We start from the raw sequence: 26,289 nt of genomic DNA, 5'->3' as shown, positions 1-26,289 counted from the left end.
ACACGATCCGAAACACGCGGGGAACCATGCTCCCCGCTCCATTTGCACGTGTTTAGAAGGGCCAGGCGTTGGAGAAGTTATCGCCAATCTTCTCGAAGAATCCCTTGTTTTGTTCTTCCTGGAAGTTTCTGACCTGTCTCAGGAAACGCAGATCTTCGGGAGAAGCCGTTCCCTGGGAATGGCGCTCGGACGCGTCATGGAATTGCTGGCGACGTTCGACAAAGCGGAGCCGTGCAGGCTGGGCCCGATCCGTCGGCTCGAACTGAGTTCCGGGCACCTGGGTTCCCGAGGCAAACAGTGCTGTCCGGGTCGGTGATGGGCGAGACACAAAGGCCCGCTGCTCGACCCCGGTTACCCACTGGCCAGTCTCGACATCCACCAGGTCGATCCTGACCCAGGTCGGCCCCTGAACGTTCGAGGCGTACGTATGAGATGCCCGAACATTGAAGCCACCCCAGGGATTGAGTTCGACGGCCCCGAGGCTCGCCTGGCCATCTCCCCAATTCACCGAGGCCACGAGGCGATCCGGAGCGAACTGTGTGTTGGAGATGAACGAAGCCACTACCCCCTGGAATTCCTGACCCGCCCAGGCCCGGAGCGGCGGCAGTGACGTATAGCGCACCACCACGGGCACTCCCGACTGGTTCGCCCCCGGTTGAGGGCTCGACACCGCGGCAGAGGCCGACGGCGTGACCGAGGAAAGAAGTTGCCGCCCTTCCAGTCCCTCCAGACTCGGTCGACGACGATTATCAGCCCGACGTTGACCGCCGGACACGGGAGGCCGAGCAAGCAATCGATCGCGGAAACGCCGCAGCATGGGCGTCCCTCCGTTCCGGCTCCAAGCGTGATGGCACACGACCGGAGCGAACCGACGAACCGACCGGGCGACCCGGCTGGGAAGCCCCGAGGCGCGGAACGCCTTGAGTCCTATCATCGGCCTGATCGCCCGGCCCCCTTCAATCGATTCCTTCATCCCGCAAGAAAAACACCGAGAGGGCGAGCCGATCCGACAGTCCGGAACAACTCGCCCTCGCAGCTTCCCACGGTTATCGAGCGGTCTCAGAAGGAGTTGATCAGGACCGGCTCGCGATCGGTCGCACTGGGGGTTCGGGACTTCCTCGTGGCCTCTCGAAGCGACTGGGCCAGAGTATAGGCGTGGTAGTGCATGGCGATGTGCGTGAGATAAATAAGGGCCATGCCGGGGTTTTGCCGGTGCTTCAAATATCGCCAAAGCCGGCGGCGGTATTCGCGGCGGAGCTTCGGATCGGGGACCGAGGTCATCAGCAAGGTAAACATCCCGATTGCCTGGCCGAGCCACATCGACTCGGTCGCCAGTTGTCGCAGACGGTGCTTCCGCCACCAGCGGACGCGACCCTGGCCAAGCTGGAGATTGCCCCGGATAAACAGGTCTTCCATCCGCTCGAAGTAGGCGTCGGGCTCGTACAGCTCGTTCATGACCCGGACATAGCCATCGAGTAATTCCTGCCTTGAGAGCTTCAGCGGAATGACGTTCGTGCCATAGGCCGGTCGGTCGTCGGGATCGAGGCGACCTTCAGCTTGCAGGCGATCATAGAGCGGGGTCTTGGGAATGGCGTGGAGCATCCCGGTCATCGAGGTCGTAATCCGAGCCTCGTGCAGGAACTTGCGCTGGGCCTCGAAGATCGTGGAGTCGTCGTTGTCGAAGCCCATGATCATACCGCACCAGACCCCCATGCCGGCGTCCTGAATGCGGTGAACCTTCTCGACGATCGATCCCCCTTTTCGGAGGTTCTGGAGCTTCTTCGTTTCCTTGAGCGAAGCCTCGTTCGGTGTCTCGATGCCGACGAACACAAAGAGAATGTTGGCCTCGACCATCAGCTCCATCAGCTCAGGGTCGTCGGCCAGGTCGAGCGAGGCTTCAGTGAAGAAGGTCAAGGGGTAGGCATTGGCCTTTTGCCAGTCCACGACGGCCTGAAGGATTGGCTTGATCGCCCGTTTGTTCCCAATCAGGTTGTCATCAACAATAAAGGCGATCTTCAAGCCTTCGCGACGCACGGCGTCCAGTTCGGCGACAACCTGCTCGGAAGTCTTGATCCGCGGACGACGCCCAAAGGTCACGATGATGTCGCAAAACTCACACTGAAACGGGCAGCCGCGAGAGAACTGGACCGAACCGAAGGCATAATGCTTCGACTTCATCAGGTCGAATCGCGGAGTCGGGACGGCCGTCATGTCCGACTTTTCGAGCTGTTCGTAACGGTACTGGTGTAATCCTTGCGACCACTCCCGGAGGAACTGGGGCCAGGTTTGCTCGGCTTCCCCAATGAAGATGGCGTCCGCGAGGCCATCAAAGTAATCTTCCTGAACCGTGACATAAGGCCCACCGACGACCGTGAAGCAGTTGCGTGCCCTCAGCTCCTTGAGAATGGCGAGCATCCGGAACCGCTGGACGCTCATGCCGGTCACACCGACCAGATCGGCTCTGGCACAGCGTTCGTAATCGATCGGCTCGACGTTCTCGTCGATCAGCGTGACGGTATGTTCCTCCGGCGTCAGGGCGGCGAGCAAGGGCAGCGCGGCGACCGGGAGGTTGGCCTTCTTGCCCATCAAGGGCAAGGCATGCTCCAAACCCCAGTATGAGATCTCGAACTTGGGATTAATCAGGACGATGTCGGCCATTGGTCCCTCCAGAATCGGCACAGTTGCCGAGATCGACGGCCCGCGGAGCCGGCGGCGTAAACACCCCATCATAGGCGGACACAAACGAACTTGCTCCCCCCTTGCGATTGGAATCGGACAGACCAGGATGCTCCGACAGACAAATGCAGCAATAACCAGGCCGGGACCAGACTTCACCCTCTTCCTATGATGTCGGTTGATGCTGGTGATGACAGCGGTCGAACTCGGGGAAAGGAGTCAACGTGCGCGGGCAACTGGCAATCATGATGGGCTTGCTCTATGCCGTGCAAGGGGCATGGTTTCCGTTACTGGCCGTTCACCTGAAAGATCTTGGAATTTCCGGAGAGGCGCGGGGGTGGATCTTCGCCACGTTTGCCCTGGGGAGTTTGGCCGCGCCGATCGGTGCGGGTCAACTGGCCGATCGACGGGTCGCGGCTGATCGGCTCATGAGCATCATTTTTGCGCTGGCCGCCGTCTTCCTGGGGGTAATGGCTTCCGGAGCGACTGCTGGGGCCGGTCCGATCTTCCTCCTCTTCTTCATTTACTGGGTCATCGTCGCGCCGGCCTCAGGGCTGAGTAACACAATCGCCCTTCGGAATTTGGATCAACCTCGGGCTCAGTTCGGCGGCGTACGGCTCTGGGGAACGATCGGCTGGATGGTCGCCGGCTGGATCGTCGCGCAAACGATGGCGTTGACTGGCTCTGACGACGGGCCAGAAGGAGCCTCCGAGGGCTTCGCGGTCGGCGCCATCCTGGCCGTTGTGCTGGCGATCTTTTGCCTGAAACTCCCTCGAACGCCCCCCCTGGCCTCGTCGGGCTCGGGCTGGGGATGGGCCGAGGCCGCCACCGATGCCCGAATGCTGCTACGCAAGCCCATTGTCGGGCTTTATTTCGTCACCGCCTTTGGCGTCACGCTGACCCTACCTTACATGTTCCAGGTCCAGCCGCCTTACCTGGAGAGCATCGGTCTGCCTCGCCGCTGGCTCGCTCCGGCCATGACCCTCGGCCAGTTGCCCGAGATCGCCGCCCTCTGGGGCTTGCCCTGGATGCTTCGACGCTTCGGCGATCGGGGGACCCTGGCGATCGGCATCGCCGCCTGGGTCGTCCGGTACGGGTCCCTCGCGCTCGATCCTCCCCTCTGGCTCGCTCTGGCAGGCATCCCCTTGCACGGCATCGGGATCGCCTGTTTCAGCATTGCCGGCCAGATGTTCCTCGATGGACAGGCCCCTCCGCATCGTCGGGCCGGAGCCCAGGGCCTTCATACCGTGATTACCGCCGGCCTTGGTGCCTTGCTGGGCAACTTGCTTGCCGGAGCTGTGGTCGGGCAATCGGGCGATACGGCGGTCGTCTTTTTCGTCCCGTTTGCCGTCAACGTCGTTCTGTTGCTGACCTGGGTCGGCCTGGCAAAACGAGCGTCCAGGCGAAGTCAGCCCCTCCCTGAGCCGCCTCCACCTGCACTTCGAGACAATCAGGTCCTTGTTTCGGAACCCCTGAGGTCGTCCGAGTGACGAAATGATTGAACGGGTCGCTCGCGGGACCGATTCCTAAAGGTCGGTTCCGCTCTCCTCTCCCGAAGTCCGAGGAGATTCCTCAGTCCCGGGATTGACGAGTGGTTCTTCACGTCGCTTCATGCGACGCTCGGGCGACTTTGGACGCTCTGAGGCCTTTGCCCTGGCCTTGAGTTCGGTGTTTCGGGTTTCCCGAAGCATCTCGAACTGACTGATCATCAGACAGAGAAAGTGCAGTCGGGAGCCGTGCATCTCCAGGAACTCGTTGACCTGGAAGCCGCCCTCGGCAAAGTCGTCGGCCATCGTCAGAACCTGGTCCGCCATCTGGTCGAGCATCGACCCGCGCACCTGGTTCAAGACGTCGATGGCCGCGGAGAGTTTGTCGGTTGAGTGTTCCGATCGGGACATGGGAGGACCTGGTTCTCGATCCGGGGGGGAATCGTCGTGGACTCGGGATTCTCTTGCGGAATCAGTAACACCCCTGCTGCATCCTCTGATCGTCCCCAGCGTCGGGCCAACCAGTCGGCGAACCGGGCGTCAAGCCAGCGGCGATCGGTTTCCCAACGCTGCCGACTGACGAATCCGAGGTGTCCACCCCTCAAGGCAAGTTCCAGGCGGATTTGACACGGAAAATTTACCGAAAAAAATGGTTCGGCCGGAATAAACGGGTCATCCAGTGCGTGAACCACCAGGCCGGGCACCTGAATCTGCGGAATGTAAGGGGCCGCACTGGCCTTTCGGTAGTAGTCCATCGCCCCGGAAAAGCCGTTCCGAGGTGCCGTGTAATGCTGGTCGAATTCCAGCATCGACCTCACCTTGGCCAGATCCACCGGTCCCAGATCCGGGACCATCGTGTGCAACCGCTGAATGTCGGCGATCAACTGGCGGACGAAAAACCGATCGTACAAGGTCAGCGGAAACCGCCTCATGTTCGAGCAGCAAACCGCCAGGTCGATCGGCGGATTGGCCGCAAGCACGCAATCCAGATTCGGAACCGGGCGATCCGCCGCCTCTCCGGCCAGCTTCAGGACGATGTTGCCTCCCAGCGACAGCCCAACCAGACCGATCGGCGCCTCAGGGAACCGGCGGGCCAGATGCTCGGCCACGGCACGGATATCCTCGCTTCGACCGCCGTGATAGATCCCCTTCGACAGCCCAAGCCCCGATCCGGCGCTCCGCAGATTCACCCGCACCACCCGCAGCCCGAGCCGTAACAACCGATCGGTAAAGCGAATCTGGTAATCACTCTCGGCATGTCCGGCCAGGCCATGCACCAGCACCACAATCGGCCGATCGACCGTGCAGTTCCTTGGAGCACTTTCGAGCAGAACAAGCTTGTCCCCGTCGTCCAGCAGCAGCTCCGACCGCTCGACCATCGGCAATACAATGGGCTTCCCTTTGGCGAGGAAGCCGACGAGCGTCTGGGCGTGCCCGCCCCGGAACATCGGGTGCGGCTCAAACGGAGGAAACTCCACGTCGGTCGAGGAGACGTTCGAGGCAAGCGAGGGCTGAGTGTCGGACTCGGTCATCGTCGGTAGGCTGGGCACGCGGTGAGGGAAGCGGAAGGCACGGATCGACCAGTAGAATCGAGAACCGAGGGTGCGTCAGGGCATGGGTTCCACGCGACGGATGCGGTGGTTATTCGTATCACCGATGTAGATCCCCCCATCAGGCCCGACCGCAACCCCGTGCGGACGGTCAAGCTGAGCATCGGTCGCCGGCTTGCCGTCGCCAGCCCCTCCCCGAATGCCACTGCCGGCGACCGTCGTGATCCGGCCATTGGCCAGGTCGATCCGTCGAATCACGTGGTTCTCCGTATCCACAATCAGCATCACATTGCCGGCGAGCGCCAGCTCTTTCGGACCGTCGAAGGTCGCCGAGAGGGCCAAACCGCCATCCCCGGAATAGCCTTTGCGACCCGTGCCGGCGATCGTCCGAATCAGGCCCGAACCGGGGACAACCGCCCGCAAGGTGTTCCCGTTGCGTTCGAGGATAAACAATGTCCCGTCCTCAGCCACCGCCACCGCCCGAGGACCATGCAAGTCTGCGGTCAGGGCCGGCCCGCCGTCGCCCGAGTGCCGACCTTCTCCGGTCCCGGCGACGGTCTGGATCACTCCGGAGGCGAGATTCACCGACCGGACGCGGTGCCCGGAAACGTCGGCAATATACAGGATCGACTCGGTCGGATCGAGCGCCACGCCATTCGGTTCTACCACGCCCGCCGAGGCCCCTGGACCGCCGTCTCCGGAGGTAAACTCCGAGCCGTTACCCGCGATCGTGGTGATGATCCCCGCGGCGTCCACCTTGCGGACCCTTCGGTTCAGGCGGTCGGCAAAATAGAGGTTTCCCAGGCGATCGAGGCAGATCCCGTATGGCTCGTTCAGGCTTGCCTCGGTGGCCAGGCCATTGTCTCCCGAGAACCCCTGTCGACCGCTCCCCGCAACGGTTGTGATCACCCCGGTTTCCGCGTCAACGCGACGGATCCGATGGTTAAACGTGTCGGAGAGATAAAGGTTCCCCTCACCGTCGAAGGTCACGTCGAACGGGCCGTTCAGCCGGGCTTCGAGGGCGGGGCCACCGTCCCCGGAAAAGCCCGACTGTCCGGTGCCGACCGGACTCCTGATGATCGGCAGTGATCGCTCGAAACCCGGAAGAATCAGCAGGGCGATCAACGTCGGCAACATGGAAAACGTCTCATTTTGGGGAGAAAGCCTTGCGGACAGCCAGACCGCCTGAGGGAGGCCGATCCCTCATTCTGGTCAATCGGTCCAGCCCTGAAAAGGCGGAGACGCACTCAAATTCGCTCGCCGAACATCTCGAACCAGATCGGCTCCGGGGGATCGGGCCACGCTCCGGCCCCCTCGATCGGCAGCATGCAGGCCACCTCGACCCCATCGACATCGATGGGAATCGACGCCTCAAGACTCAGATCGTCCGCCTTCAAGCGGTGGATCACACAGCGCCCCTGGTTCGTCGAGGCAGCGAACAGCGAACCGTCGGCCTCGCAAAGCCCTTGGACGTGTCCCTCGATCCCGGCCGATCGTTGGAGTGCAAGGTCTGCACCAAGCTGATGGACCGCTCCGAATCGGCCCGCCGCGTAGCAGAGGGTGTTGCCGACCACCGCCAGCGATTCCGGGTCCTGCAACGTCCGAGCCGCCACCGAGTCTCGCGTCACATTGAACAAAAACGCATCGAAGCTGGCCCGGTCACTGGCCGAGACGTACAACTCGTTGCGGAAGAAGGTCAGCGCGTGAAGCGCCGGATCGGCCTTCCCCTCGACCGCCAAGCGAGGGCGCCAGAGGAACCGTTCCGCCGGATCGATCAGACCTCGGTCGGCCCGGAACGCGATCATCTGCCCAGTCCCGGATGAGAGCACATAGAGTGTTCCCTCGTGATATTCCAGATCGGTCAGGTCCGAGAATCCGGTCACCTGGTAGCGAGCCTCGGGCATCAGATCCTCGGCCCGAAAGACCAGGAGCGACGGCTCCGCCTCTCCCAAATGACGGAACGGGGCGGCCGAGACAAAGAGCATCCGATCCGATCGGGCCAGGCCGAGCAGTCCATCGCAACGCCCTCCTGTCGGGGGCAATTCCAGCACGATCCGAAACCGGCCGGTCCCCAGATCCAGGAACCCGAGTCCGGCCCGGGAGGGGGGTCGAACATGCTGGAAGCTCACGAGCAGTTGCATCGCCGGACCTCGGTCGGTCGGAACCGCCTCGACGTTCGCATCAACCAGTCAGAGCGAGGAGAGGCAGCCGATCGGGCGGAACGTCTTTCAAGCAAACCCCGGCCAGATCTTTGGGGGAGAGGGTCGGATCGGCAATCGGCCAGGGGATGCCCAGATCGGGGTCATCCCAGCGAATGCTCCCTTCCTCCTTTGGCGCGTAGTAGTCGGTGCACTTGTAGCAGAACAATGCGGTCTCGCTCGTGACCACGAACCCATGAGCGAACCCCGGCGGTACCCAGAATTGCCGCTTGTTGGCCGCAGAGAGGGTCACGCCGACCCACTTTCCGAAGGTCGGCGAGCCGACCCGGATGTCAACCGCCACGTCATACACGTCCCCCTGCAAGACGCTGACCAGCTTTCCCTGCGCAGTCGGATGCTGGTAGTGCAGCCCTCGCAAGACCCCCCGCTGTGAGAAGGACAGGTTGTCTTGCACCCAGGGACCCGGCATTCCAAGCTCGGCGTAGCGGCCTTGGTTCCAGGTCTCGATGAAGTAGCCGCGATCGTCGCCGAAGACCCTTGGCTCCAGAATCAGCGCGCCGGGCAATTCCGTCTCAATCACATTCATGGAAGCGGCTCGCGCTCGACCAGATCCACCAGGTACTCGCCGTACTCATTCTTCAGGCCGGAGGCGAGTTCCAGCACCCGGCCTCGGTCGATATAGCCCATCCGGTAGGCGACCTCCTCAACACAGGCAACCTTCCACCCCTGGCGTTGCTCGATCACCCGGATGAAGTCCGAAGCCTGGGCAAGGGACTCGTGCGTGCCGGTGTCGAGCCAGGCGATCCCACGTCCCATCACCTCGACCCGAAGCTGTCCGCGGCGGAGGTATTCGAGGTTCGAATCGGTGATCTCCAGCTCTCCCCGGGCCGAGGGCTTCTGGTTGGCCGCGATGTCGAGAATCTGATTGTCGTAGAAATAGAGGCCGACCACAGCATAATTCGACTTCGGCTGCTTCGGCTTCTCTTCGATGCTGATCGCCTTGCCCTGGGCATCGAACTCGACGACGCCGTAACGCTCGGGATCGTTGACGTGATAGCCGAAGACCGTCGCCCCTTCGGTCCTGGCCGAGGCCCGCTGAAGCATCTCGCTGAAGCCGTGGCCATAAAAGAGGTTGTCCCCCAGCACCAGGGCCGAGGGCCGATCGCCGATGAAGTCGCGACCGATCAAAAACGCCTGGGCCAGGCCTTCCGGCTTCGGCTGCTCCGCGTATTCAAGGCGAAGGCCCCACTGGGAGCCGTCTCCCAGCAGGTCGCGGTAGCGAGGAAGGTCGGAGGGGGTCGAGATGAGAAGGATCTCTCGAATGCCCGCGAGCATCAGGGTGCTCAGCGGGTAGTAAATCATCGGCTTGTCGTAGACCGGCAAGAGCTGCTTGCTGGTCACCCGTGTGAGCGGATAAAGCCTCGTGCCGAGGCCGCCGGCGAGGATGATCCCGCGACGATCAAGGGTCTTGGTACTCATGCCGGCTGCTGCTCCCGCTTCAATCCGAGCCGCTCGCGGTAGGCTCCCGACGAAACACGCTCGCACCACTCGGTGTTGCTCAGGTACCACTCGACCGTACGCCGGAGGCCGGTCTCAAAGGTCTCGCGGGGCGTCCAGCCCAGATCCCGCTCGATCTTCGAGGCGTCGATCGCGTACCGCTTGTCGTGACCAGGGCGATCGGTCACATACGTGATCAACGACTCGTGCGGACGGTGGGGGGAGTTCGGCGCCAGCTCGTCGAGCAGGGCACAGAGGGTCCGGACGACCTCCATGTTCGTTTTCTCGTTGTGCCCGCCGACGTTGTACGTCTCGCCCGGCGTCCCCTTCTCCAGCACAAGGCGGAGGGCGCGGGCGTGATCATCGACGTAGAGCCAGTCGCGGATGTTGTCCCCTTTGCCATAGATCGGCAGGGGCTTGCCGGCCAATGCGTTGAGGATCATCACCGGGATCAGCTTCTCGGGGAACTGGTACGGCCCGTAGTTGTTCGAGCAGTTGGTGATGAGCGTCGGCAAGCCGTACGTATGATGCCAGGCCCGCACGAGGTGATCGGAGCTGGCCTTGCTGGCCGAGTACGGCGAGTTGGGCGAGTACGGGGTGGTCTCGGTGAAGAACCCCTCGGCGCCGAGCGACCCGAAGACCTCATCGGTCGAAATATGAAGGAACCGGAATCGGTTCTTCGCCTCGCCTTCGAGCGATCGCCAGTGGCCGAGCGCCGCCTCCAGCAGGCAGAAGGTGCCGGTGATGTTCGTCTGGATGAATTCGGCCGGCCCGTCGATCGAGCGATCCACGTGCGACTCGGCCGCCAGGTGCATCACCGCGTCGGGCTGATACTGGGCGAAAAGCCGCTTGACCTCGCTCGCGTCGCAGATGTCCACGCGCTCGAAGTGGTGTCGGGGGTCGTCCAGAGCCTTGCCGAGCGAGTCGAGATTGCCGGCGTAGGTCAGCTTATCGACGTTGACCACCTCGTCGGTCGTCTCGGCGATCACTTGGCGAAGCAGGGCCGAGCCGATGAATCCGGCACCGCCGGTCACGAGGATCCTCATCCGGGCGGGCCCTCCGAGGGGTCGTTGGGGACGGGGTTGATTGACCTGTCGTGGAAACTGCGGGCATTTTGACAGATCAACCCGTACCGAACAACCCCACCGGGTTTCCCTCGATCAACGCTCGATGTGCTTCCGCCTCATCAACGCGTCGGAGGCCCCCCTGCTCCTGCGGGTCGACCGGGGCGAACCGGGGGGGCACAGCAATTGATCGGGCAGACGTCGTGGCTGGGTCCGAAGCGGCCAATCGCCCGGCGATCGGGGTCTTCGGTGATGCGCTCCTTGATCAGTTCGGCCAGCATGGCGACGAAGCGGGGGTCGGTCCCCGCCGTGGCCGATCGAATCATGTTCAGGCCCATCTCCTGACACGCGAGCTTCGCCTCCTCGTCCAGATCGAACAGCACCTCCAGGTGGTCGGAGATAAAGCCGATCGGGTGGACTACCGCATCAGAAACCCCTTGCTCGTGGAGGGCCTTCAGGTGGTCGACGATGTCCGGCTCCAGCCAGGGGTCTTCCGGCCGACCGCTACGGCTCTGATAGACGAGCGACCAGCGATCCTCGGGCAGGCCGACCGCCTCGGCCACCAGGCGGCACGATTCCATTAACTGGGTGACATAATTGCAGTTTCTCGACATCGACTCCGGGATGCTGTGTGCGGTGAAGGCCACGCGGGCGGAATCGCGGCGGCCTTCGGGAATCTGCCCCAGGGCCTCGCGGACCCGATCGGCATTGACCTCGATCCAGGCCGGATGGTTGTACCAGACCCGCATCTTCTGGATGATCGGCGTCTGATCTTCCCCAACCGTGCGTCTCGAGTTCTGCAGATTCTCCCGATATTGCCTGCATCCCGAATACGAGCTGAAGGCCGAGGTGACGACGGCCAGGGCCCGTTTGATGCCGTCGTCGGCCATCTGCCGCATCGTATCGTCGAGCATCGGGTGCCAGTTGCGGTTGCCCCAGTAGATGGGCAGCTCGACGCCGATCTCCTTCAACGCGGGCCGGAGCGCGGTGATCAGTTCCCGACACTGCTCATTGATCGGGCTGACCCCGCCGAAGTGCTGGTAATGTTCGGCCACTTCGAGCATCCGCTCCCGAGGGACCGGCTTGCCCCGGAGCACGTTCTCCAGGAACGGGATCACATCGTCCGGCCCTTCTGGCCCGCCGAAGCTGACCAGCAGGATGGCGTCATACGGCAACTCGCTGACCGGGGGGCCGGCGGTGGCGGGGGTCGGGTCGGCGGCGGGGGTCGCTTGGCTCATGAGTCGGGCTCGATTCTCGGGAGGGGATTCTCCCTGATGTTGTAGTCCCGTCGTCGAGCCTCGTGCAATCATGGTCGGGGGTCGATCCGCGCCCCGCTTCGTCAGCATTCAATCGCCTGTCGCCCGCTCCTCTGGGTTACGACCGTTTCAAAGTGCGTCGGCGGTGACGACCTCGCCACCTCGTCGCGTCCCGAGGGCCTGCCAGACCCCAGGAGGAGGGAGCCTGTCCCACGAACCTCCCTCAAGGCGGATCGCACCCGACGGACGTCCCGTAATGCGATCGAAGGGCCACGACTGGATCGAGTCCTTCACGAATCGGGTCGAACCGTCTCCCATCAGGACGTTTAGCCCACCGGGATGCCAACTCGACGCGGCCTTGGTGTGCGCCAACCCGGCCACGGCCGCCACCCGGTTGATCATGTTCGGGGGATAGAAGGTCGTGAACAGGGTGTCGCCGAGATTCCCGCAAGGTGCCCAGCCCCAGGCCGTGGAAATCGGTTCCGAGGCAACCCGGTCGAGCTGCTCGAATCGCCCCGTGGCCTTCTCCGACGCGAAGATCGTATGGCTGAGCCCATCGGTGATCGAGGCCAGCGTGACGGGCGAGACGTCCCCGATGCTCCCGTTGGCCTGGGCATACGATTCGGGATGCGGCAGGCAATCGGACTCCGGCCGCGGGAGGCCGAAGACGTCGAACGAGCCGAAGCAGCCGGAATAACTCGTGAAGGACATTAGGAACGGCTCCCCGGGGACCACGAGGCTCCTCGGGACCATGCGGGTCGTGTCGGCTTCGCGGACGCGGGCCCCGGGGTCGCTCGGGCAGGCGAAGACGTTGACCATGACGGACAGGACCGAGCGGTTCTCCCAGCCGAACATCAGGAGATCGTGATTGATGGCGTTGTAGGTGGCGGACTGCTCCAGGTCGGGGAGCAGATTCATCAGGAAACTCTTGTCAACGTACTGATACCTGCACGACGGGCCGCCCCCGGCATAGCGGGGGTCGTACGCGAGGTGCCTGCCCAGGGGGAGGCAACCGGCCCGGTCGTGGTACTGGTGCAAGGCCAGCCCGATCTGCTTCAGGTTGTTCATGCACGACAGCCGGCGCGCCGCCTCACGGGCCGACTGCACGGCGGGCAAGAGCAGGGCAATCAGCAGGGAAATGACCGCAATCACCACCAGCAACTCGATCAACGTGAAGCCAGCGCGAGACGTAGAACGAGACCCCCGATCATGATCCATGACGGCATCCTTTGGAAAAACCTTGGATCGGGATGAGAAGGACGAGCATTGACGAGTCATCTCGTCGCCTCCGGGGCACGCGACCGCCTCCGGAACGTGCGGAGGACCAGGGCCAGGGCGACGCATCCGAACGTCAGCGCGAACAGAACGATCGCGATTGGCCAGGGTTCGGGGGCCGGGGCCGTCCCAAGCCCAAACGCCTCAAGGGTGAAGGCGTCCGACGGCATCGGCCCTTCATCGAAACGGGTGACCGTGTTGACGACGTCAAAGGGGGAGCGGCCGGCGGGGCCACTCCTCCAGGTGCGGACCTCTCGGAGCCTGGGAATCCCACCCGAAGAGGTGTCGTACGATATAAGGCCGTAGGTCTTGCCGTTCCCCGGCTTGAACTCACCGGTGGCCGAGTCCCTGACGCGGAGCCCCTCGTGAAGGGTCTCGTAACTGCGGAGGACCCAGGACGCGGCCGCGTCGAATCGGAAGGAACCGCTAAACTTCGGCGAGCGTTCCGACGCCGCGACCTCCCAGTCGATCTCGACCAGGGTCCTCTCGCCGTCCGGATCATCGACCGCTCGCGCGGCGATCAACCTGCATTCGGGCCTGGAAATGAACTCAAGGATCGTTTCGTTAAGGAAACCGAACGGCGCCATCGAGGCGAGGACGCTCCTCCGCACACGCCCGGACGAATCCCCGTCGTCTCCTTCCGACCACAAGCGAGTGACCGTATACGCCTTCGATCCAACAGGTTTCTCCAGGGAGAACGCAAGTTCCGGACCGGAGACCAGCACGCGAGCAGGGCCGTCGTCCGGCGTCACGATCGCTCGGATCGCATCGCCGTTGCCCCCGAACTCCCAGGTCGTGCTCTGGTTCTCCAGCCCCTTCATCCTGGCGGCCGCGTCGGGATCGAGAACCTCGGTCTCCTCGCGACCTTCCATCTTCAGGTTGGAATAGAACTCGACGAGGTGATTGAAATGCTCGGGGTATTCCTCGCGAAAGACGCGGAGCAGGTCGTCATCCTGGGCGGCCCGGGACGTTGCTCCCAACGCAACGAACGCAGCGAGAGCTAACACGCACTGCGCCGCGAGCCCAGGAAAGCTCAGCGACGACGGCCTCACGGCCCGACCCAGGAAACGACCTGACAGAAAATTCACGGCTCAGTTCTCCTCAAGGAACCCCATGATTCGATCAGAAAACACATCTCAAGGGCCAGGCTGATCTATCACACAATTGCACAAATTTCCAGGATTAAGAATCCCACACCTGTGATTGAGGCACGAATCGTCGACACAGGAACAATCGCCGTTTGGAACTTCGTCGTCGTTGATGCAGTAAAAAAAGCCATCAAGGCCGCACCGATTACTCCCACATGGATCGTCGCACTCCACAACCCTCCCAGTCGGACCGGTTGGCCTATCGTCAGCCCAAAGTGGACGGGAAACCACGACCGTGATCGCGGCGACCATGAACACGACCGCGGCAATCCACGAGACCTGCTCGACCTGCCTGCGAATTTTCATCTCGATGAGTCTCCATCGTGAGAAAAGGCTTAAGGGAAGGACGGTGGAGCAGCAATGTAGCAATGTAGCAATGTAGCAATGTAGCAATGTAGCAATGTAGCAATGTAGAATACAAGACCGTCAGAAGTGTGTCAAGCTATAATCAACGTGTCGATTTGGCCGGAGAACAACACGTCGTGACACTCGCGAGTGTCAAATCCGTGAGGGTTGATCAAGGATTTGGATTGGAGCCCTCAGCCAGGGGGGCGAGGTGTTCCTGAAAGAGGTCGAGCCAGCTCAGCAAGAGGGCCTCGCCGATGGTCTTCGGCGGGCGGAGTTCTTCCGGGGTCGTGCCCCAGTAGAAGCCGATGAAGCCGGAGGCGATCGGCTCGGCGTCCTGGAGAAAGCGCTCGAAGTCCTCGGGACCGGCCTTGAGGGGGAAGGTCTCCTCGATGACGATGGGCTTGCCGACCTGGAAGCCCCGCAAGGTCTCGATGGCCTCGTCCACCTTGCCCGACTCCGGGTAGAGGTGGACGGCGATGAAGTCGAGGTCCTCCACGATCGCCTCGGGGACGAAGCCGGAGGACAGGCCCGGCCGGTCGAGGCTCCAGGGGACGAGGCCGACGGTGATCATCGTGTGGGCATCGACGGTTCGGATGGCCTCGGTGAGGGTCTGAATCCAGCTCCGGGCGACTTCCGGGCGGGGGCGATCGGTGGGGTCGAGGGTGATGAACTGCACGAAGTGCTTGTCGCCGAAGCCGGGGCCGAGCCAGTCGCCGGGATCCCGCTCGCGGCCGGGGACGACGGGCTCGTTCATCAGGTCGTAGCAGAAGACGACCGATCGGCCCGCACAGCGACCGGCGACGGCCTTCCAGAAGGCGGCCTGAGCGGCCCAGCGGTCGGCCTCAGAGAGCGTGTCGTACCAAGCGGGTACGTCCTGCTTGTGGTAGCAGCCGAGGCCGGTGAGGTCGAGGTACAGGCCGACCCGCTCGGCCAGGTCGAGCAGGTCGCCGAGGCGGTCGAGCTGGGCCGGATTCGGCTCGTCGGGGGCGTTCATGAAGCGGCCGAACTGGAGATGGACGCGGACGACGTTGGCGCCCAGGCCCTTCATCTCCCGGACGTCGGCCTCGACCATCGGCCACTCGTCATGCCAGTAGTCCTCGATGAGTCGGCCGGGGCCATCGTGGTCGTAGTTGAAGCCGACGGGGCGGAAGGATTTTCCCGAGGGTTCGAGGACGAACGATTGAGTGTCGTCGGCCACGCGGACCCGTTCCAGCGATTGACCGGGGGCCTCGGGCGGGGCGATCAGCGAGAGGGGGACGGCGAGCAGGACGATCGGTCGGAGTCGGTGGCTCATGGTGCTTCCCCCCGGATGGGAACGAGTCGATCGGTCGGCCCGTGGCCTCTTGCGAGTCATTCGCCGGCACTCTATCTTCGCACACCAAAGGACCGTCACGCGAGGCAATCGACGGTCACCCTTTCGATCTCGACGCCCTGGGAGTGCTCCCAATCATGGCCGCCACCAAGACGATCACCGACCGACCGATCCGGGTCGCCATCATCGGCCTCGGCTTCGGGGCCGAGTTCATCCCGATCTACCAGCGCCACCCCGACGCCGACATGCACGCCATCTGCCGACGCAACCAGGCGGGGCTCGACGAGATCGGCGAGAAGTTCAAGATCGCCAAGCGGTACACGAGCTACGACGAACTGCTGGCCGATCCGGAGATCGACGCCGTCCACATCAACTCGCCGATCCCCGACCACGCCTCGCAGACGATCGCCGCCCTGAAGGCCGGCAAGCACGTCGCCTGCACCGTGCCGATGGCCACGACCATCGACGAGTGCCGCGCGATCGTCGAGGCCCAGCGCGAGGCCGGCACCGTCTACATGATGATGGAGACGGTCGTTTACAGCCGCGAATACCTGTTTGTCAAAGAGCTTTACGACAAGGGAGAGCTGGGCCGCTTGCAATTCCTCCGCGGCAGCCACCAGCAGGACATGGACGGCTGGCCCGAATACTGGCCGGGATTGCCGCCGATGTGGTACGCCACGCACTGCGTCAGCCCCTGCCTGGCGATCCTGGGCAAGCATGCCGAGGCCGTCACCTGTTACGGATCGGGCCGCATCCGAGAGGACCTGATTGCCAAGTACAACAGCCCGTTTGCGATCGAAACGGCCACCTTCTCGATCAAGGACTCGGATGTCTGCGCCGAGGTGACGCGATCCCTGTTCGACACCGCCCGCCAGTACCGCGAGAGCTTCGACGCCTACGGCTCGAAGAAGTCGTTCGAGTGGCAGCAAATTGAGAACGAGGAGCCGATCATCCACACCAAGAGCACCGAGGCGAACCCGGTCCCCGAGCCCGAGATCCCGAAGCGGGTGAAGGTCCCCGACTACGCCCACCTGCTGCCCGAGCCGATCCAGGCCTTCACCACCCGAGGCGTCTACGGCGGCGAAGGCGAGGAGCACCTCTCCTTCACCCAGGGTGCCGGCCACGGCGGCAGCCACCCCCACCTGACCCACGCCTTCCTCATGGCCATCCGCGGCGAGCGCCCCGCCCTGCCCGACGCCGAGACCTCGGCCAACTGGACCATGGTCGGCCTCTGCGCCCATGAGTCGGCCCTGAAGAAGGGGGAGAAGGTCGTCATCCCGACCTTCTGAGGTCGTTGTCCGCGGAGCGCTCCAGATCCGGTGGCGGACGCACCGCCGGGAGCGCTCCGCCCTGGACCACGAGTTTGTTTCCTCCCAACGACTTACGACGACCATTTGGCTTCGTTCCGCGCGAGCGATCCGCCAATTGGCTTCGTTTCGCGCCGATCGGGGGGAGTGAACAGCAGTGCTGCCATCGTGGCTGGGATGAACCACGTCTCGCCCTTCGGTGCGCTGGCAACCCATTCGGGAGATTGAGTCGTCTCGACGGGTTGCATCGCAAAATGGGTTCGCTCCGCGTAATGCGTCGAGCGATTGGTTTCGTTTCGCGCCGCGGAATGGCACAGGGTCGATTGGCTTCGTTTCGCGCAGAGCGTTCGATCAGGTGCTGTCGGCGTTGCTGATCGCTCAAATTGGCTTCGTTTCGCGCCCACGAACATGGGGGCTCGGGCGCGGTCTTGATTCCGTTATTCCCTTGAGCCGAGTTGCCAAAGAACCGGACTCGGGCCGGTCGTCGATCCGCCGATCGGTGTTCCGTCGAAACGGCCTCGACAGAATCATCGTGATTTTGGCGGCCAGCAGTCACATGAAATCGAGGTGATCGGGAAAATGGGATCGAGGAGCCTCAATCCTCGGGTAGGTCGAGTGAACGAAGCCCCCCTCCGGGTGGTGGTCGATTGACCCGGATCAGAAGCCCGGCAGGATCGCCCGAGGAGAACAGGGCTGCGTCGATCCGGGCGGCGAGGGCGTCGAAGTCGCGGTCCTCGGTGCAGATGATGATGCCAGAATGAGGACGACCCAAGCCGTGCAGGGCGCGGAAATGCTTGCGGTTGTGAGTCAGCACGGCCCGGCCCCGGGCGGTGGCGAAGTTGAGGACGACGTCGTCGGCGATCCCGACGCCGGCCTCGCCAGCGTCGAGGGCCGTGAGGACGTCGTGGCCGAGGGCGCGGAGGGCCCGGACAAGTTCTCGTCTGCGTACAGTTTGGCCAGAGGATCAATCCTCCTCGGCGTCGAGGATCAGCCGCTCGATCGTTTCGGGATGGGCGGTGACGAAGGCCCAGGCGTTGACGAGGTCGGTGGCGCGGAGAGTGGGATAGGCGTCGAGGAGCTGGGCCTCGGTCATCCCCTGGCGGCGGTACTGCTCCAGGGTCCGCACGGTGATCCGGGTGCCGGCGATCCGCGGCTCGCCGCCGCAGATCTCGGGGGTCGTCTCGATCCCCCCGCCGAGGCCGTCGATCAGGCGCCCGATCGGCTCGTACGTCACGTCGTGGGGCATGGGAACCTCCTTTGCAATGATCGTACGAGACCACGGGGCGTTGGGCAACGGATCGGGAGAGGGTGTGTCGGGCAAGTCGGCGGAGCCCACAACGTTCAACCGTTCTTCCGTTCACGAACTCGCTCGATCATCTGCTGATAAATGCTCTCGGTTGCGCGATATTTCGTCCCCCGAAGGGTGTCGATGACCGCCTCAATCTCGATCAGGCCCCGGACGGCAGCTTCTTCGAGGACGGCCAGGGTCCCGGCGACGTGCCAGGACGACCGACCGGCGATCCGCTCGGCCTCCGCGAGTTCTTTGGCAAGGCGTCGCCCTCGCGTTTCGTCGAGGAGGATTCGATCCGCTCCCAGTTCCTGGGCCAACGCGATCGCCTCCGCCTCGCCAGGATCCAGGTGACGACGCAAGGATTCATCGACCCTGAGCGGGGCCTGAACCCGCAACCATGCGGGAGGGTCGGCGGCCCATCGTCGGACCGGTTCGAGCGGAGCGCTGGTCGAGCGCCCCAGTTCGGCCAGCACCTCGGGGACGGTGAACACGGTCCCGAACAACGCGGGGAGCACACCGACTTCGCCGATGAACACAAGGTAGCGAAGGGGCGTCGCGTCGGTGACGACGATCATTCCGGTCTCGCGAGGCGAAGCGAACGGGCCTCCTCTTGCAGCTCCTCGGCCGTGAGATCGAGGCCCACACCATACCGTTTCAAAACACCGTCGGTCTCGTACGCATCAAGCCCAAGGGCCCGCCCGAGTTGACCGTGGGTGATCTGGTCCTCGCGGTACAGTTCGACCAGCAACGCCTCGCGAGCCTTCTCGTTCAGGTCGATTTCCCTCGAACGCACCTGATCTTCAATCTCCGACGGGATCTCGAAGTGAATCGTCATCGGAACCGGCCCCTCCCCGTCCGCTGATGGTCCATTCGCTTCCATCATCCACCCCGGCCCCGGCGCGGGGCAAGGGATGTTCGGCCCGAGCCGGGGAGGATGCGTGGTATCGCGTCAGCGATCGGGTGATTCGAGCAATTCGAGCAGGCGGTCGAGCTTGGCTTCGAGGGCGGAGAGGCGTTGGTCGATTTCGGTGGTCTGGAGAGCGGGTGATTCAGTAGGGCTTCGAGGGGTGTTCGACCGAGTGAGCGCTTCCCTGCGAAGCTTGTGAAGGTTGAGCGTGGGTGAGAACAGATCCAGTTCAGATCGTCGAAAAACCCAGAGATAGGAAGACCCTTGCTCCAACTCTCCCTCGAATTTTGTGGGTCGGCCACGATTGTGACCATTCATGTGAATGGTTAACGTGTCTCCTTCGAGTCGATAGATTCCCTCACTCGATGGTATATGGTTCTCGATCGACTCGGAATCGGCAGGATCAAACCAGTTGATCTGGGTTGGCGTAGCCGAGGTGTCCAACGTCGCAACAAGTTGACTCATCAAACTCTCGGCGACGATTTGATCGTTCGCTTGCATCCTTAACCGGAAGAGGAGCTGATGCGTCTCCTGATCGATGCCGAGCCGCTCGGACGGATTGGGGTGGAGAATCTCCAAAGCAAAATAGGCTCCATCACTTTCTTGAGTGCTCACCCAGGTGCCGAGAAGCGAGTCGATGGATTGATTGGCGCCCTGGCCCTGATCGTTAAAGCGGTCGCCTTCCCCTCGTTCCGCTGGGGTCGGGACGACCCCAGGCACCCCGCTGAAGTTGATCCTGCGGTAGATGTAGCGGGTCGAATCTGGGCCGGTTCGTTCGAAGCCGGAGGGATGGGGGGCGTCAGGATCGACGAACTGGAGTGTGAGACGATCGCCTTCGATCCGGTAGACGCCGCAGGACCGGGGAAGGGATTCCCGGCCTTCCCTTGTGGACCGTTCAATGCGGGGAGGGGTCGCGGTCGGATCGACGAGATAGATCGGGTATTCGCTCGTGGGGAAGGATGGCCCGATCCCGTGACCAACCGCCCCATGATGCACACCGACCATCACCGGGATCGGACCGTTCTTCGGCATACCGAGGTCGAGAATCGGTCCGATGTCGATCCTTGGGACCATGTCCTTGTTGAGCACATCGCCTTCGATCGACTGAAGACGCCATTTCCCCACGAAGATCCGCCACGCCTTCGAAGGGTGGGGGAGCCTTCGCCGCGTCGAGGTCGCCAGGGGCGGGACGATCCAGGCCGTCGGGGCGGTCGCCTTCCGCATGTTCTGCCGGGGTTGGGACGACATCAGCCACCCCGCCCGCGTTCGGCGTCGAGCGTCGCGGAGACTCGTTGCGAAGCCGGGTGAGGACGATGCGAGTGGTGGACTCCCCCCCACGATCGAAGTCATCGGGCCGGGCGGAGTTGGCAGAGGCGACGTGAAGGGTCAAGGTCTCTTTGTCGAGGCGACAGATCCCCCGGTTCGCGATGATGAGGGAGTCCTCCGAGATCGGGCCCGAGGCGGTCTTGGGTTCGAAAGAACAGTAATCCCACGTCAGGGGCGTTGCGTCGGGATCAACGACAACGTGGCGATCCCACCGAGCATTTTTAGCGGTCACCCGCTTGTCACCATCGACCAGCTCGAACGGCATGAAGGTCGAACTGCCCGAGAGGACCACCTTCGATCCGCCCTGGACGCGCCCCACGAACGCGACCCCCAAACGGCTCGTGCCCTCGGTGATGTGATGATCGTTGATCGAGACGAATTCCCACGCTCCGATCAGCGAGCGAATCGCGTCGGGAAGATCCTCGGGAGCGTCGGGAGCCGAGCCCCCGAGCACCGGGGGGCGTTTACCGATCGAGGGCCGTCGTCGGTCGCGTGCCGCAGGGCCGCGAGGCCGGAGGAGCCGAGGCAAAGGGCGAGGAGGCCGACGAGGGCGGTGAATTTGAGCTGGTGGGTGGCCATGCTGGATAAGACTCCTGTGGCGAGGGAAAGGGCGACGCCGGGGACGGTCCCGGGGGCGAGGGAACTGCCGAGGGCGAAGGTGGCGGCGGTGCGGGAGGTCCGGTGGATGAGCGTGTGGGGGACGCTGAAGGCGCGGGTGGGGAGGGAGAGGAGCGTGCCGGAGAGCAAGGAGGCGGGGGCAAGGCCGAGTCGGGTGAGGCGGCGGCCGAGGAGGGACCGGGCGCGGGATTGGCGGCCCTTGACGGTGCCGATCAGGCACCGGAGGCGGGCGGCGGCCTCGGCGTGGGAGTGGCCTTCGAGGTCGCAGAGGATGATGACGCGGCGGTAGCGTTCGGGGAGGTGGTCGATCGCCTCGTGGAGGGCGACGCGGTCGGCGTGGGGGAGGGTTGCGCAGGGGGCAGCGAGGGAGGAAAGGGCGTCGGTCGAGGGGCGTTCGAGGCGGGAGCGGCGGGAGGACTCGGCGAGGGATCGGGAGCAGACGCGTCGGGCGACGCGGTGGAGCCAGGGTCCGAGCAGCTTGGCGTTGCGGATCGAACCGGCGCGGCGGGAAAGGACAAGAAAGGTGGCCTGGAAGGCGTCGTCGGCGTCATGGGGGTCGGCGAGCAGGGCGCAGCAGGTGCGGAGGACCATCGGCCCGTGGCGGGTGACGAGGGCCTCGAAGGCGTATTCGTCTCGGGAGCAGACGAACAGGTCGAGCAGCTCGGCCTCGGAACGGCCGAGGAGCGTCCCCTGGTGGAAGAGACGGTCGAACTCGCGGATTCCGGCGGTCCGGGGGTTGCCGGGCATGAGGGCGGTCCTTCGGAAAGGGTCGGCGTCCGGAGGTCTGTTCGAGGAGAAAGAGGCGGAGTTGGGGGCGATCGGTTACGCGAATTACGGGAATCGGACGAGGGACAGGCCGGGGCGCCGGAGGTTGCTCCCAGGGTTGGGGGGATTGGGCGGTTTCAGGATGGTCGCGATCGCATCGGTACGCAAGAGTGGCGCTGGGCCCCATCGGGGACCGTCGCGGCCCGGGATGAGTGCGAGGTCGGGCCGTCGGTGGTTCAGGAGGGACAACCGGGGTAGATTGGGGAGACGCGCTTCATCTCAGAGGGTTCCCTTGATGGCCAAATCTCCCGTACTTGATGAGATTCAGCAGCTCGATCCGGTCAGGGATTGTCAGCGGATCGTAAGTCTAAGCAACACGTATGATTTCTCGTTCGACGTGGCGCGGTCCCTGGAGTTTGCGCTGTTTCGGACGTATTGCGTGCCGAGCATCTCGGGATTGCTGGATCGGACGGGGGAGTTCGCGGCGAGGCCACAGAAGCGGTACGACGATACGGACCTCATCGTCAGCATCTTGATGGAACACGGGTACGAGAGCGATCGGGGCAAGGAGGCGTTACGGGCGATGAACGGGATGCATCGGAGATTCGCGATCGACAATGGCGATTATCTGTATGTGCTCTCGACGTTCGTGTTCGAGCCGATCCGGTGGAACGCGCGATTCGGGTGGCGGGGGTATGTGGAGCAGGAACGGCTGGCGATGTTCCACTTCTGGCGAGAGGTGGGCAAGCGGATGGGGATCAAGGATATTCCCGAGGATTATCCGGCATTCGAGCAGTACAACGTCGCGTATGAGCGGGAGCACTTCCGGCTGGCCGAATCGAACGTGAGGATCGGGCAAGCGACGCTCGACCTGTTCCTGAGCTGGTATCCGAAGGCGATCCGCCCCTTGGTGCGGCCGGCGATGTACGCGATGATGGACGAGGCGATTCTCAGGGCGTTCGATTTCCCACGCCCCTCGAAGACGATGAGGCGACTGGTGGAAGGGGCCTTGAGGGCTCGGGCGGTCGGATTACGGATGATGCCGCCGAGACGTCGGCCGCACTTTCACAGCAAGAGGCGCTCGAAAAGCTATCCGAAGGGATATCACATCAGCGACCTGGGACCGCCCAGGCCTTCCACGCAAACGGAATAGGGCGGAGAAGGCACAGAACAACCGCAGACATGATCGAATAATGCTCAGAACGACAACTCGCCTCCGAGATCGGGCTGACCCCGACCTGGGAGGCGATGGTGAGGAAAACAGAGGGTCTTGACTGCACGATCCGAGGGGATTGGAATTCCGGTGGCGTGCAGGCCGGTGCTTCGTGGTCCGTTAAGTCACTGTCCATAGGAGACTGCGGCGGGCTGGCCGATCGGGAATCCCCCTCCGACGAGGGAGACGGGCACCTGGACGAACGCGTGAGGCGGTCGGACGTTTCGCACGGTCAGGTTCACGAAGCCATTGGAATTGTTCAGCATCCATCGGAGCCAATCGACGTTCGGGGTCGGCTGGCCATTGGCCGAGACGATGATGTCGCCGACTTCCAGCCCGGCCCGCTGGGCCGCTCCACCGGGCATCAGGCTGGTGATCATCAGGCCGACCTGCGGAGGAGCGCCCCCCTGCCCCGGATTCACGTAAGCGACGGCCGGTCCACCGCCGGGTGCGCCGAACGACGGAGGCAGCGAAACGACCTGCGTGTAAACGCCCAGCGAGTAGCCGTTGGTCGGCGCCGGGGCCGGCTGAATGTACGCGGGGGCCGGTTGCTGGATCGGAGGCTGCTGGATCGGGGGCTGCTGGATCGGGGGCTGTTGCACGGGGGGCTGACCGCCGACGAGGAACGGAGCGACCTGCTTCTTGAGCTGGTTGACGAACTGTTGCGGGACCTGAGCTTGAGCCTCGTTCGACCCACTGGCGAGGACGATGCCCGAGATCACGGCGAGGGTCGGCAGGGAGATCATCGTTCGGTAGAACATGTCGGGGCTCCTGAATTCGCAGGTGATGCTGAATGTGTGGCATTCTTGATCTGACTCACCTGACCAGTTGTCGATTTGGCATCGTGCTCAGGTGACGTGGAGCCCTGTGATCCACATTTGGTGCCAGAACACACAAACGCCTGAATAACCAGGAAAGGAATTTGCCACAACCTTTTGCAAGACAACAGGATAAAAACTTGGAAAAAGTTCGAATCGCGTTGTAATCGAGGGAAATTCGCCTGGGGTCTTCCTTGGCTCGCGGCGACTCGCGTGAGAAGGCTGGTGCGTGCCTCGAAGATTCCTGGTGGGGGCAGTGATCGAGGCCGAGATGGGCTCGGCGGTGAGCACTGGGAACGCGGACGGGATGTACCGGGACGTGCGGATCTGCCCCGTCCTGGTGAGCGAGTTACGATGACGGCCGAGGCGGTGACAGGTGCTCGAACGCGCCATGATCGTGGTCACAGGCGGGAGGGTCGAGATCCCAGGAAGCGAAGGGGTCGGACAGGGAGGAGGGGTCGAGAGATCGCTCGGCGTCGGTGAGGAGGCAGGCGTCAAGGGAGGCGTAGAGGGCGTCTGGGTCGAGGTCGAGGCCGATGAAGACGAGTTCCTGGCGGCGGTCGCCGAAGTCGGGGTGCCAGTCGTCGAGTGCAGCCTGGCATTCGACGGGGTCGTCGGGCCATTCGGATTTGGGGGTGTCGACGAGCCAGACGCCGGCAGGCTCGGTCCGGCAGGCACCTCCAGCGAGTGAGTACAGGCCGACGAACGACGGGCGAGAGGCGAGCCAGAAGGTCCCCTTGGCGCGGAGAAGACCGGGATGATCGGAAGAAATCCAGGCATGAAAGCGCAAGGGATGGAAAGGGCGTCGGGAGCGGTAGACGAAGGATCGGATGCCGTATTCCTCGGTCTCGGGCGTGTGTTCGCCGCGCAGCTCGGCGAGCCAGCCGGGGGCCTCGGCGGCGCGATGGAAGTCGAACCGGCCGGTGTCGAGGATGGCGTCGAGCGGGACCCGGCCGAACTGGGTGGGGACGATTGAGGCCGAGGGATTCAGGCGTCGCAGGAGGGCATCGACCCGGGCCAGATCGGTCTCGGACACGCGGTCGGTCTTGTTGAGGATGATCACATCACTGAATTCGACCTGATCGAGCAGGAGGTCGGCAATCGTGCGGTCGTCGTGATCGCCGATGGCGAGGCCGCGGTCGAGGAGATCGTCGGAGCGCTCGATTTCGGGGAGGAAGGCGCCGGCGTCGACGACGGTGGCCATGGTGTCGAGTCGGGTAATCTCGGAGAGGGATTGCCCCTGATCATCCTCGAACGTGAACGTTTCTGCGACAGGCATCGGCTCGGAGATGCCCGTGGACTCGATCAGGAGGTAGTCGAAGCGGCCTTCGCGGGCAAGGCGGGCGACCTCGATGAGCAGGTCCTCGCGAAGGGTGCAGCAGATGCAGCCGTTGGTCATCTCGACGAGGCGCTCCTCGACGCGGCTGAGGCTCGCGCCGTCGCGGACGAGGCGGGCGTCGATGTTGATCTCGCTCATGTCGTTGACGATCACGGCCACCCGGAGCCCGTCGCGGTTGTGCAAGACGTGGTTCAGAACCGTCGTCTTGCCCGCGCCGAGGAATCCTGAAAGGACCGTGACAGGGAGGCGATGGGGGGATTGGCTCATGAGAGGTCGGCCCGGGTCGGAGAGGATTGCAAGGGCATGCCAACGCGCCAGCGGTTGGCGATATCTTGCCAGGTGGAGACGAGCTGCTCGGCGGGAATTCGGAGTTTCGGCCAGGCGTTGATGCCTCGCTGGCGTTCGCCTGGGCCAAGGTGGTCGATCGCCCAGGATTCGTAGGCGATGATCGCCTCGAAGACGGAGAGGACGAGGCGATGGGCCCGGCCACAATCGTCGGGATCGAGGATCGGGCCGAGTTCCGGGACCGATCCGGCAGCCAGCAGCTCGGAAGTCAGCGTCGGGGATCGATCGAATGAGAGACGGAACTCGAAGCGACGGACCGCGACGGCCCCGACGACCGGATCCGTCAGGACAAGGCCCGAACCCCAGAGCACGAGCGTTCGCCCCTCGTCGAGCGGTTTTTGATAGGCGCTGGTGCCTCGACCACCTTCGGCCACGGGAATGCGCTGGAAGCCGAAGCCGATCAGGGCGTTTCCCTGAGGGCGTCGGATGTCGAGACCCCAGCACCACAACTGGAGGTCGAGCAGGTTGGCGGCCTCGCGACGCAAGGGGGCGGAAACCGGCAACCCAGCTTTGGGGCCTCCCGTGCGGAGTCGTCGTTTGGTCAGGGGCAAAGCCATGAAATACGCTCCTCCCAGTGCGAGCCGGCGC

Annotated in this window: 25 protein-coding genes and 1 pseudogene; 4 read left to right on the top strand and 22 right to left on the bottom strand. The window is 63.6% G+C overall.

Annotation, left to right across the window (positions count from 1 at the left end; translation table 11 throughout):
- Positions 1-52: 52 nt before the first annotated feature.
- Together HG800_RS06490 and HG800_RS06485 are read right to left on the bottom strand one after the other, a co-directional pair.
- Complete coding sequence (locus HG800_RS06490; RefSeq protein ID WP_169975000.1) at positions 53-817, bottom strand: hypothetical protein; 765 nt, start codon at positions 815-817, stop codon at positions 53-55.
- A gap of 242 nt (positions 818-1,059) precedes the next feature.
- A complete protein-coding gene (locus tag HG800_RS06485) occupies positions 1,060-2,658 on the bottom strand; it encodes a DUF4070 domain-containing protein (protein ID WP_169974998.1) in 1,599 nt (532 codons plus the stop codon).
- Positions 2,659-2,900: 242 nt separating this feature from the next.
- On the opposite strand from HG800_RS06485, the gene HG800_RS06480 reads away from it, so the two are divergent.
- A complete protein-coding gene (locus HG800_RS06480) occupies positions 2,901-4,166 on the top strand; it encodes an MFS transporter (RefSeq protein WP_169974995.1) in 1,266 nt (421 codons plus the stop codon).
- Between the two features lie 36 nt (positions 4,167-4,202).
- Here HG800_RS06480 and HG800_RS06475 read toward each other — a convergent pair whose 3' ends face one another.
- From HG800_RS06475 to HG800_RS06425, 11 genes are all read right to left on the bottom strand, one after another.
- On the bottom strand, positions 4,203-4,502 hold the full coding sequence (locus HG800_RS06475; RefSeq protein WP_169974992.1) for a hypothetical protein: 300 nt from the start codon (positions 4,500-4,502) through the stop codon (positions 4,203-4,205).
- A 17-nt stretch (positions 4,503-4,519) separates the two neighbouring features.
- Complete coding sequence (locus tag HG800_RS06470; RefSeq protein WP_169974989.1) at positions 4,520-5,695, bottom strand: YheT family hydrolase; 1,176 nt, start codon at positions 5,693-5,695, stop codon at positions 4,520-4,522.
- Between the two features lie 75 nt (positions 5,696-5,770).
- Positions 5,771-6,850: an NHL domain-containing protein gene (locus HG800_RS06465; protein ID WP_169974987.1), complete on the bottom strand. Its 1,080-nt coding sequence runs from the start codon at positions 6,848-6,850 to the stop codon at positions 5,771-5,773.
- Between the two features lie 110 nt (positions 6,851-6,960).
- The gene (locus tag HG800_RS06460; RefSeq protein ID WP_169974984.1) at positions 6,961-7,854 is read right to left on the bottom strand and encodes a hypothetical protein; all 894 of its coding nucleotides are present in this window, start codon (positions 7,852-7,854) and stop codon (positions 6,961-6,963) included.
- Between the two features lie 40 nt (positions 7,855-7,894).
- Complete coding sequence (rfbC, locus tag HG800_RS06455) at positions 7,895-8,458, bottom strand: dTDP-4-dehydrorhamnose 3,5-epimerase (RefSeq protein WP_169974982.1); 564 nt, start codon at positions 8,456-8,458, stop codon at positions 7,895-7,897.
- Positions 8,455-9,351 carry a glucose-1-phosphate thymidylyltransferase RfbA gene (gene rfbA / locus HG800_RS06450; RefSeq protein WP_169974980.1) on the bottom strand — a complete coding sequence of 299 codons (897 nt, stop codon included), beginning with the start codon at positions 9,349-9,351 and terminating at the stop codon, positions 8,455-8,457. Before rfbA ends, rfbC begins: the two co-directional genes overlap by 4 nt.
- On the bottom strand, positions 9,348-10,415 hold the full coding sequence (rfbB, locus tag HG800_RS06445; RefSeq protein ID WP_169974977.1) for a dTDP-glucose 4,6-dehydratase: 1,068 nt from the start codon (positions 10,413-10,415) through the stop codon (positions 9,348-9,350). Before rfbB ends, rfbA begins: the two co-directional genes overlap by 4 nt.
- Positions 10,416-10,555: 140 nt before the next feature.
- Positions 10,556-11,671 carry a ferrochelatase gene (locus HG800_RS06440; protein WP_169974974.1) on the bottom strand — a complete coding sequence of 372 codons (1,116 nt, stop codon included), beginning with the start codon at positions 11,669-11,671 and terminating at the stop codon, positions 10,556-10,558.
- A gap of 147 nt (positions 11,672-11,818) precedes the next feature.
- Positions 11,819-12,907 carry a DUF1559 family PulG-like putative transporter gene (locus HG800_RS06435; protein WP_169974972.1) on the bottom strand — a complete coding sequence of 363 codons (1,089 nt, stop codon included), beginning with the start codon at positions 12,905-12,907 and terminating at the stop codon, positions 11,819-11,821.
- A 56-nt stretch (positions 12,908-12,963) separates the two neighbouring features.
- Positions 12,964-14,052, bottom strand: a complete 1,089-nt coding sequence (locus tag HG800_RS06430) for a hypothetical protein (protein ID WP_169974969.1) — start codon at positions 14,050-14,052, stop codon at positions 12,964-12,966.
- Positions 14,053-14,629: 577 nt separating this feature from the next.
- Positions 14,630-15,754 (bottom strand): cellulase family glycosylhydrolase, encoded by a 1,125-nt coding sequence (locus HG800_RS06425; protein ID WP_169974966.1) that lies wholly within the window; start codon positions 15,752-15,754, stop codon positions 14,630-14,632.
- A gap of 155 nt (positions 15,755-15,909) precedes the next feature.
- On the opposite strand from HG800_RS06425, the gene HG800_RS06420 reads away from it, so the two are divergent.
- The gene (locus tag HG800_RS06420; RefSeq protein WP_169974964.1) at positions 15,910-17,061 is read left to right on the top strand and encodes a Gfo/Idh/MocA family protein; all 1,152 of its coding nucleotides are present in this window, start codon (positions 15,910-15,912) and stop codon (positions 17,059-17,061) included.
- A 613-nt stretch (positions 17,062-17,674) separates the two neighbouring features.
- On the opposite strand, the pseudogene HG800_RS06415 reads toward HG800_RS06420, so the two are convergent.
- The 6 genes and pseudogenes from HG800_RS06415 to HG800_RS06390 all read right to left on the bottom strand — a co-directional run.
- Positions 17,675-18,007 (bottom strand): annotated as a pseudogene (locus tag HG800_RS06415) (DUF5615 family PIN-like protein); the annotation flags it as partial.
- A 36-nt stretch (positions 18,008-18,043) separates the two neighbouring features.
- Positions 18,044-18,325, bottom strand: a complete 282-nt coding sequence (locus tag HG800_RS06410; RefSeq protein WP_169974962.1) for a DUF433 domain-containing protein — start codon at positions 18,323-18,325, stop codon at positions 18,044-18,046.
- A gap of 95 nt (positions 18,326-18,420) precedes the next feature.
- Positions 18,421-18,945 (bottom strand): DUF3368 domain-containing protein, encoded by a 525-nt coding sequence (locus HG800_RS06405; RefSeq protein WP_169974960.1) that lies wholly within the window; start codon positions 18,943-18,945, stop codon positions 18,421-18,423.
- Positions 18,942-19,205 carry a UPF0175 family protein gene (locus HG800_RS06400; protein WP_169974958.1) on the bottom strand — a complete coding sequence of 88 codons (264 nt, stop codon included), beginning with the start codon at positions 19,203-19,205 and terminating at the stop codon, positions 18,942-18,944. The genes HG800_RS06405 and HG800_RS06400 overlap by 4 nt, the downstream gene beginning before the upstream one ends.
- A gap of 114 nt (positions 19,206-19,319) precedes the next feature.
- Positions 19,320-20,525, bottom strand: a complete 1,206-nt coding sequence (locus HG800_RS06395; RefSeq protein WP_169974956.1) for a hypothetical protein — start codon at positions 20,523-20,525, stop codon at positions 19,320-19,322.
- Between the two features lie 471 nt (positions 20,526-20,996).
- The gene (locus tag HG800_RS06390; RefSeq protein ID WP_169974954.1) at positions 20,997-21,968 is read right to left on the bottom strand and encodes an RNA polymerase sigma factor; all 972 of its coding nucleotides are present in this window, start codon (positions 21,966-21,968) and stop codon (positions 20,997-20,999) included.
- A gap of 313 nt (positions 21,969-22,281) precedes the next feature.
- Here HG800_RS06390 and HG800_RS06385 point away from each other — a divergent pair, with 313 nt between their 5' ends.
- The gene (locus tag HG800_RS06385; protein WP_169974952.1) at positions 22,282-23,139 is read left to right on the top strand and encodes an oxygenase MpaB family protein; all 858 of its coding nucleotides are present in this window, start codon (positions 22,282-22,284) and stop codon (positions 23,137-23,139) included.
- A gap of 185 nt (positions 23,140-23,324) precedes the next feature.
- Here the strand turns inward: HG800_RS06385 and HG800_RS06380 are convergent, their stop codons facing one another.
- Positions 23,325-23,960, bottom strand: coding sequence for a PDZ domain-containing protein (locus tag HG800_RS06380; RefSeq protein ID WP_169974950.1), 636 nt, complete (start codon positions 23,958-23,960; stop codon positions 23,325-23,327).
- Positions 23,961-24,246: 286 nt separating this feature from the next.
- On the opposite strand from HG800_RS06380, the gene HG800_RS27935 reads away from it, so the two are divergent.
- Positions 24,247-24,375, top strand: a complete 129-nt coding sequence (locus HG800_RS27935; RefSeq protein ID WP_261345894.1) for a hypothetical protein — start codon at positions 24,247-24,249, stop codon at positions 24,373-24,375.
- Here HG800_RS27935 and zigA read toward each other — a convergent pair.
- Together zigA and HG800_RS06370 are read right to left on the bottom strand one after the other, a co-directional pair.
- On the bottom strand, positions 24,367-25,623 hold the full coding sequence (gene zigA, locus HG800_RS06375; protein ID WP_169974948.1) for a zinc metallochaperone GTPase ZigA: 1,257 nt from the start codon (positions 25,621-25,623) through the stop codon (positions 24,367-24,369). The genes HG800_RS27935 and zigA overlap by 9 nt on opposite strands.
- Complete coding sequence (locus tag HG800_RS06370; RefSeq protein WP_169974946.1) at positions 25,620-26,258, bottom strand: hypothetical protein; 639 nt, start codon at positions 26,256-26,258, stop codon at positions 25,620-25,622. Before HG800_RS06370 ends, zigA begins: the two co-directional genes overlap by 4 nt.
- Positions 26,259-26,289 lie beyond the last annotated feature (31 nt).

Origin of the sequence: Tautonia rosea (genome assembly GCF_012958305.1) — a bacterium.
Classification (GTDB): domain Bacteria; phylum Planctomycetota; class Planctomycetia; order Isosphaerales; family Isosphaeraceae; genus Tautonia; species Tautonia rosea.
The sequence above is the reverse complement of the archived record's forward strand: the minus strand, read 5'-3'. Positions and strand labels throughout refer to the sequence as shown.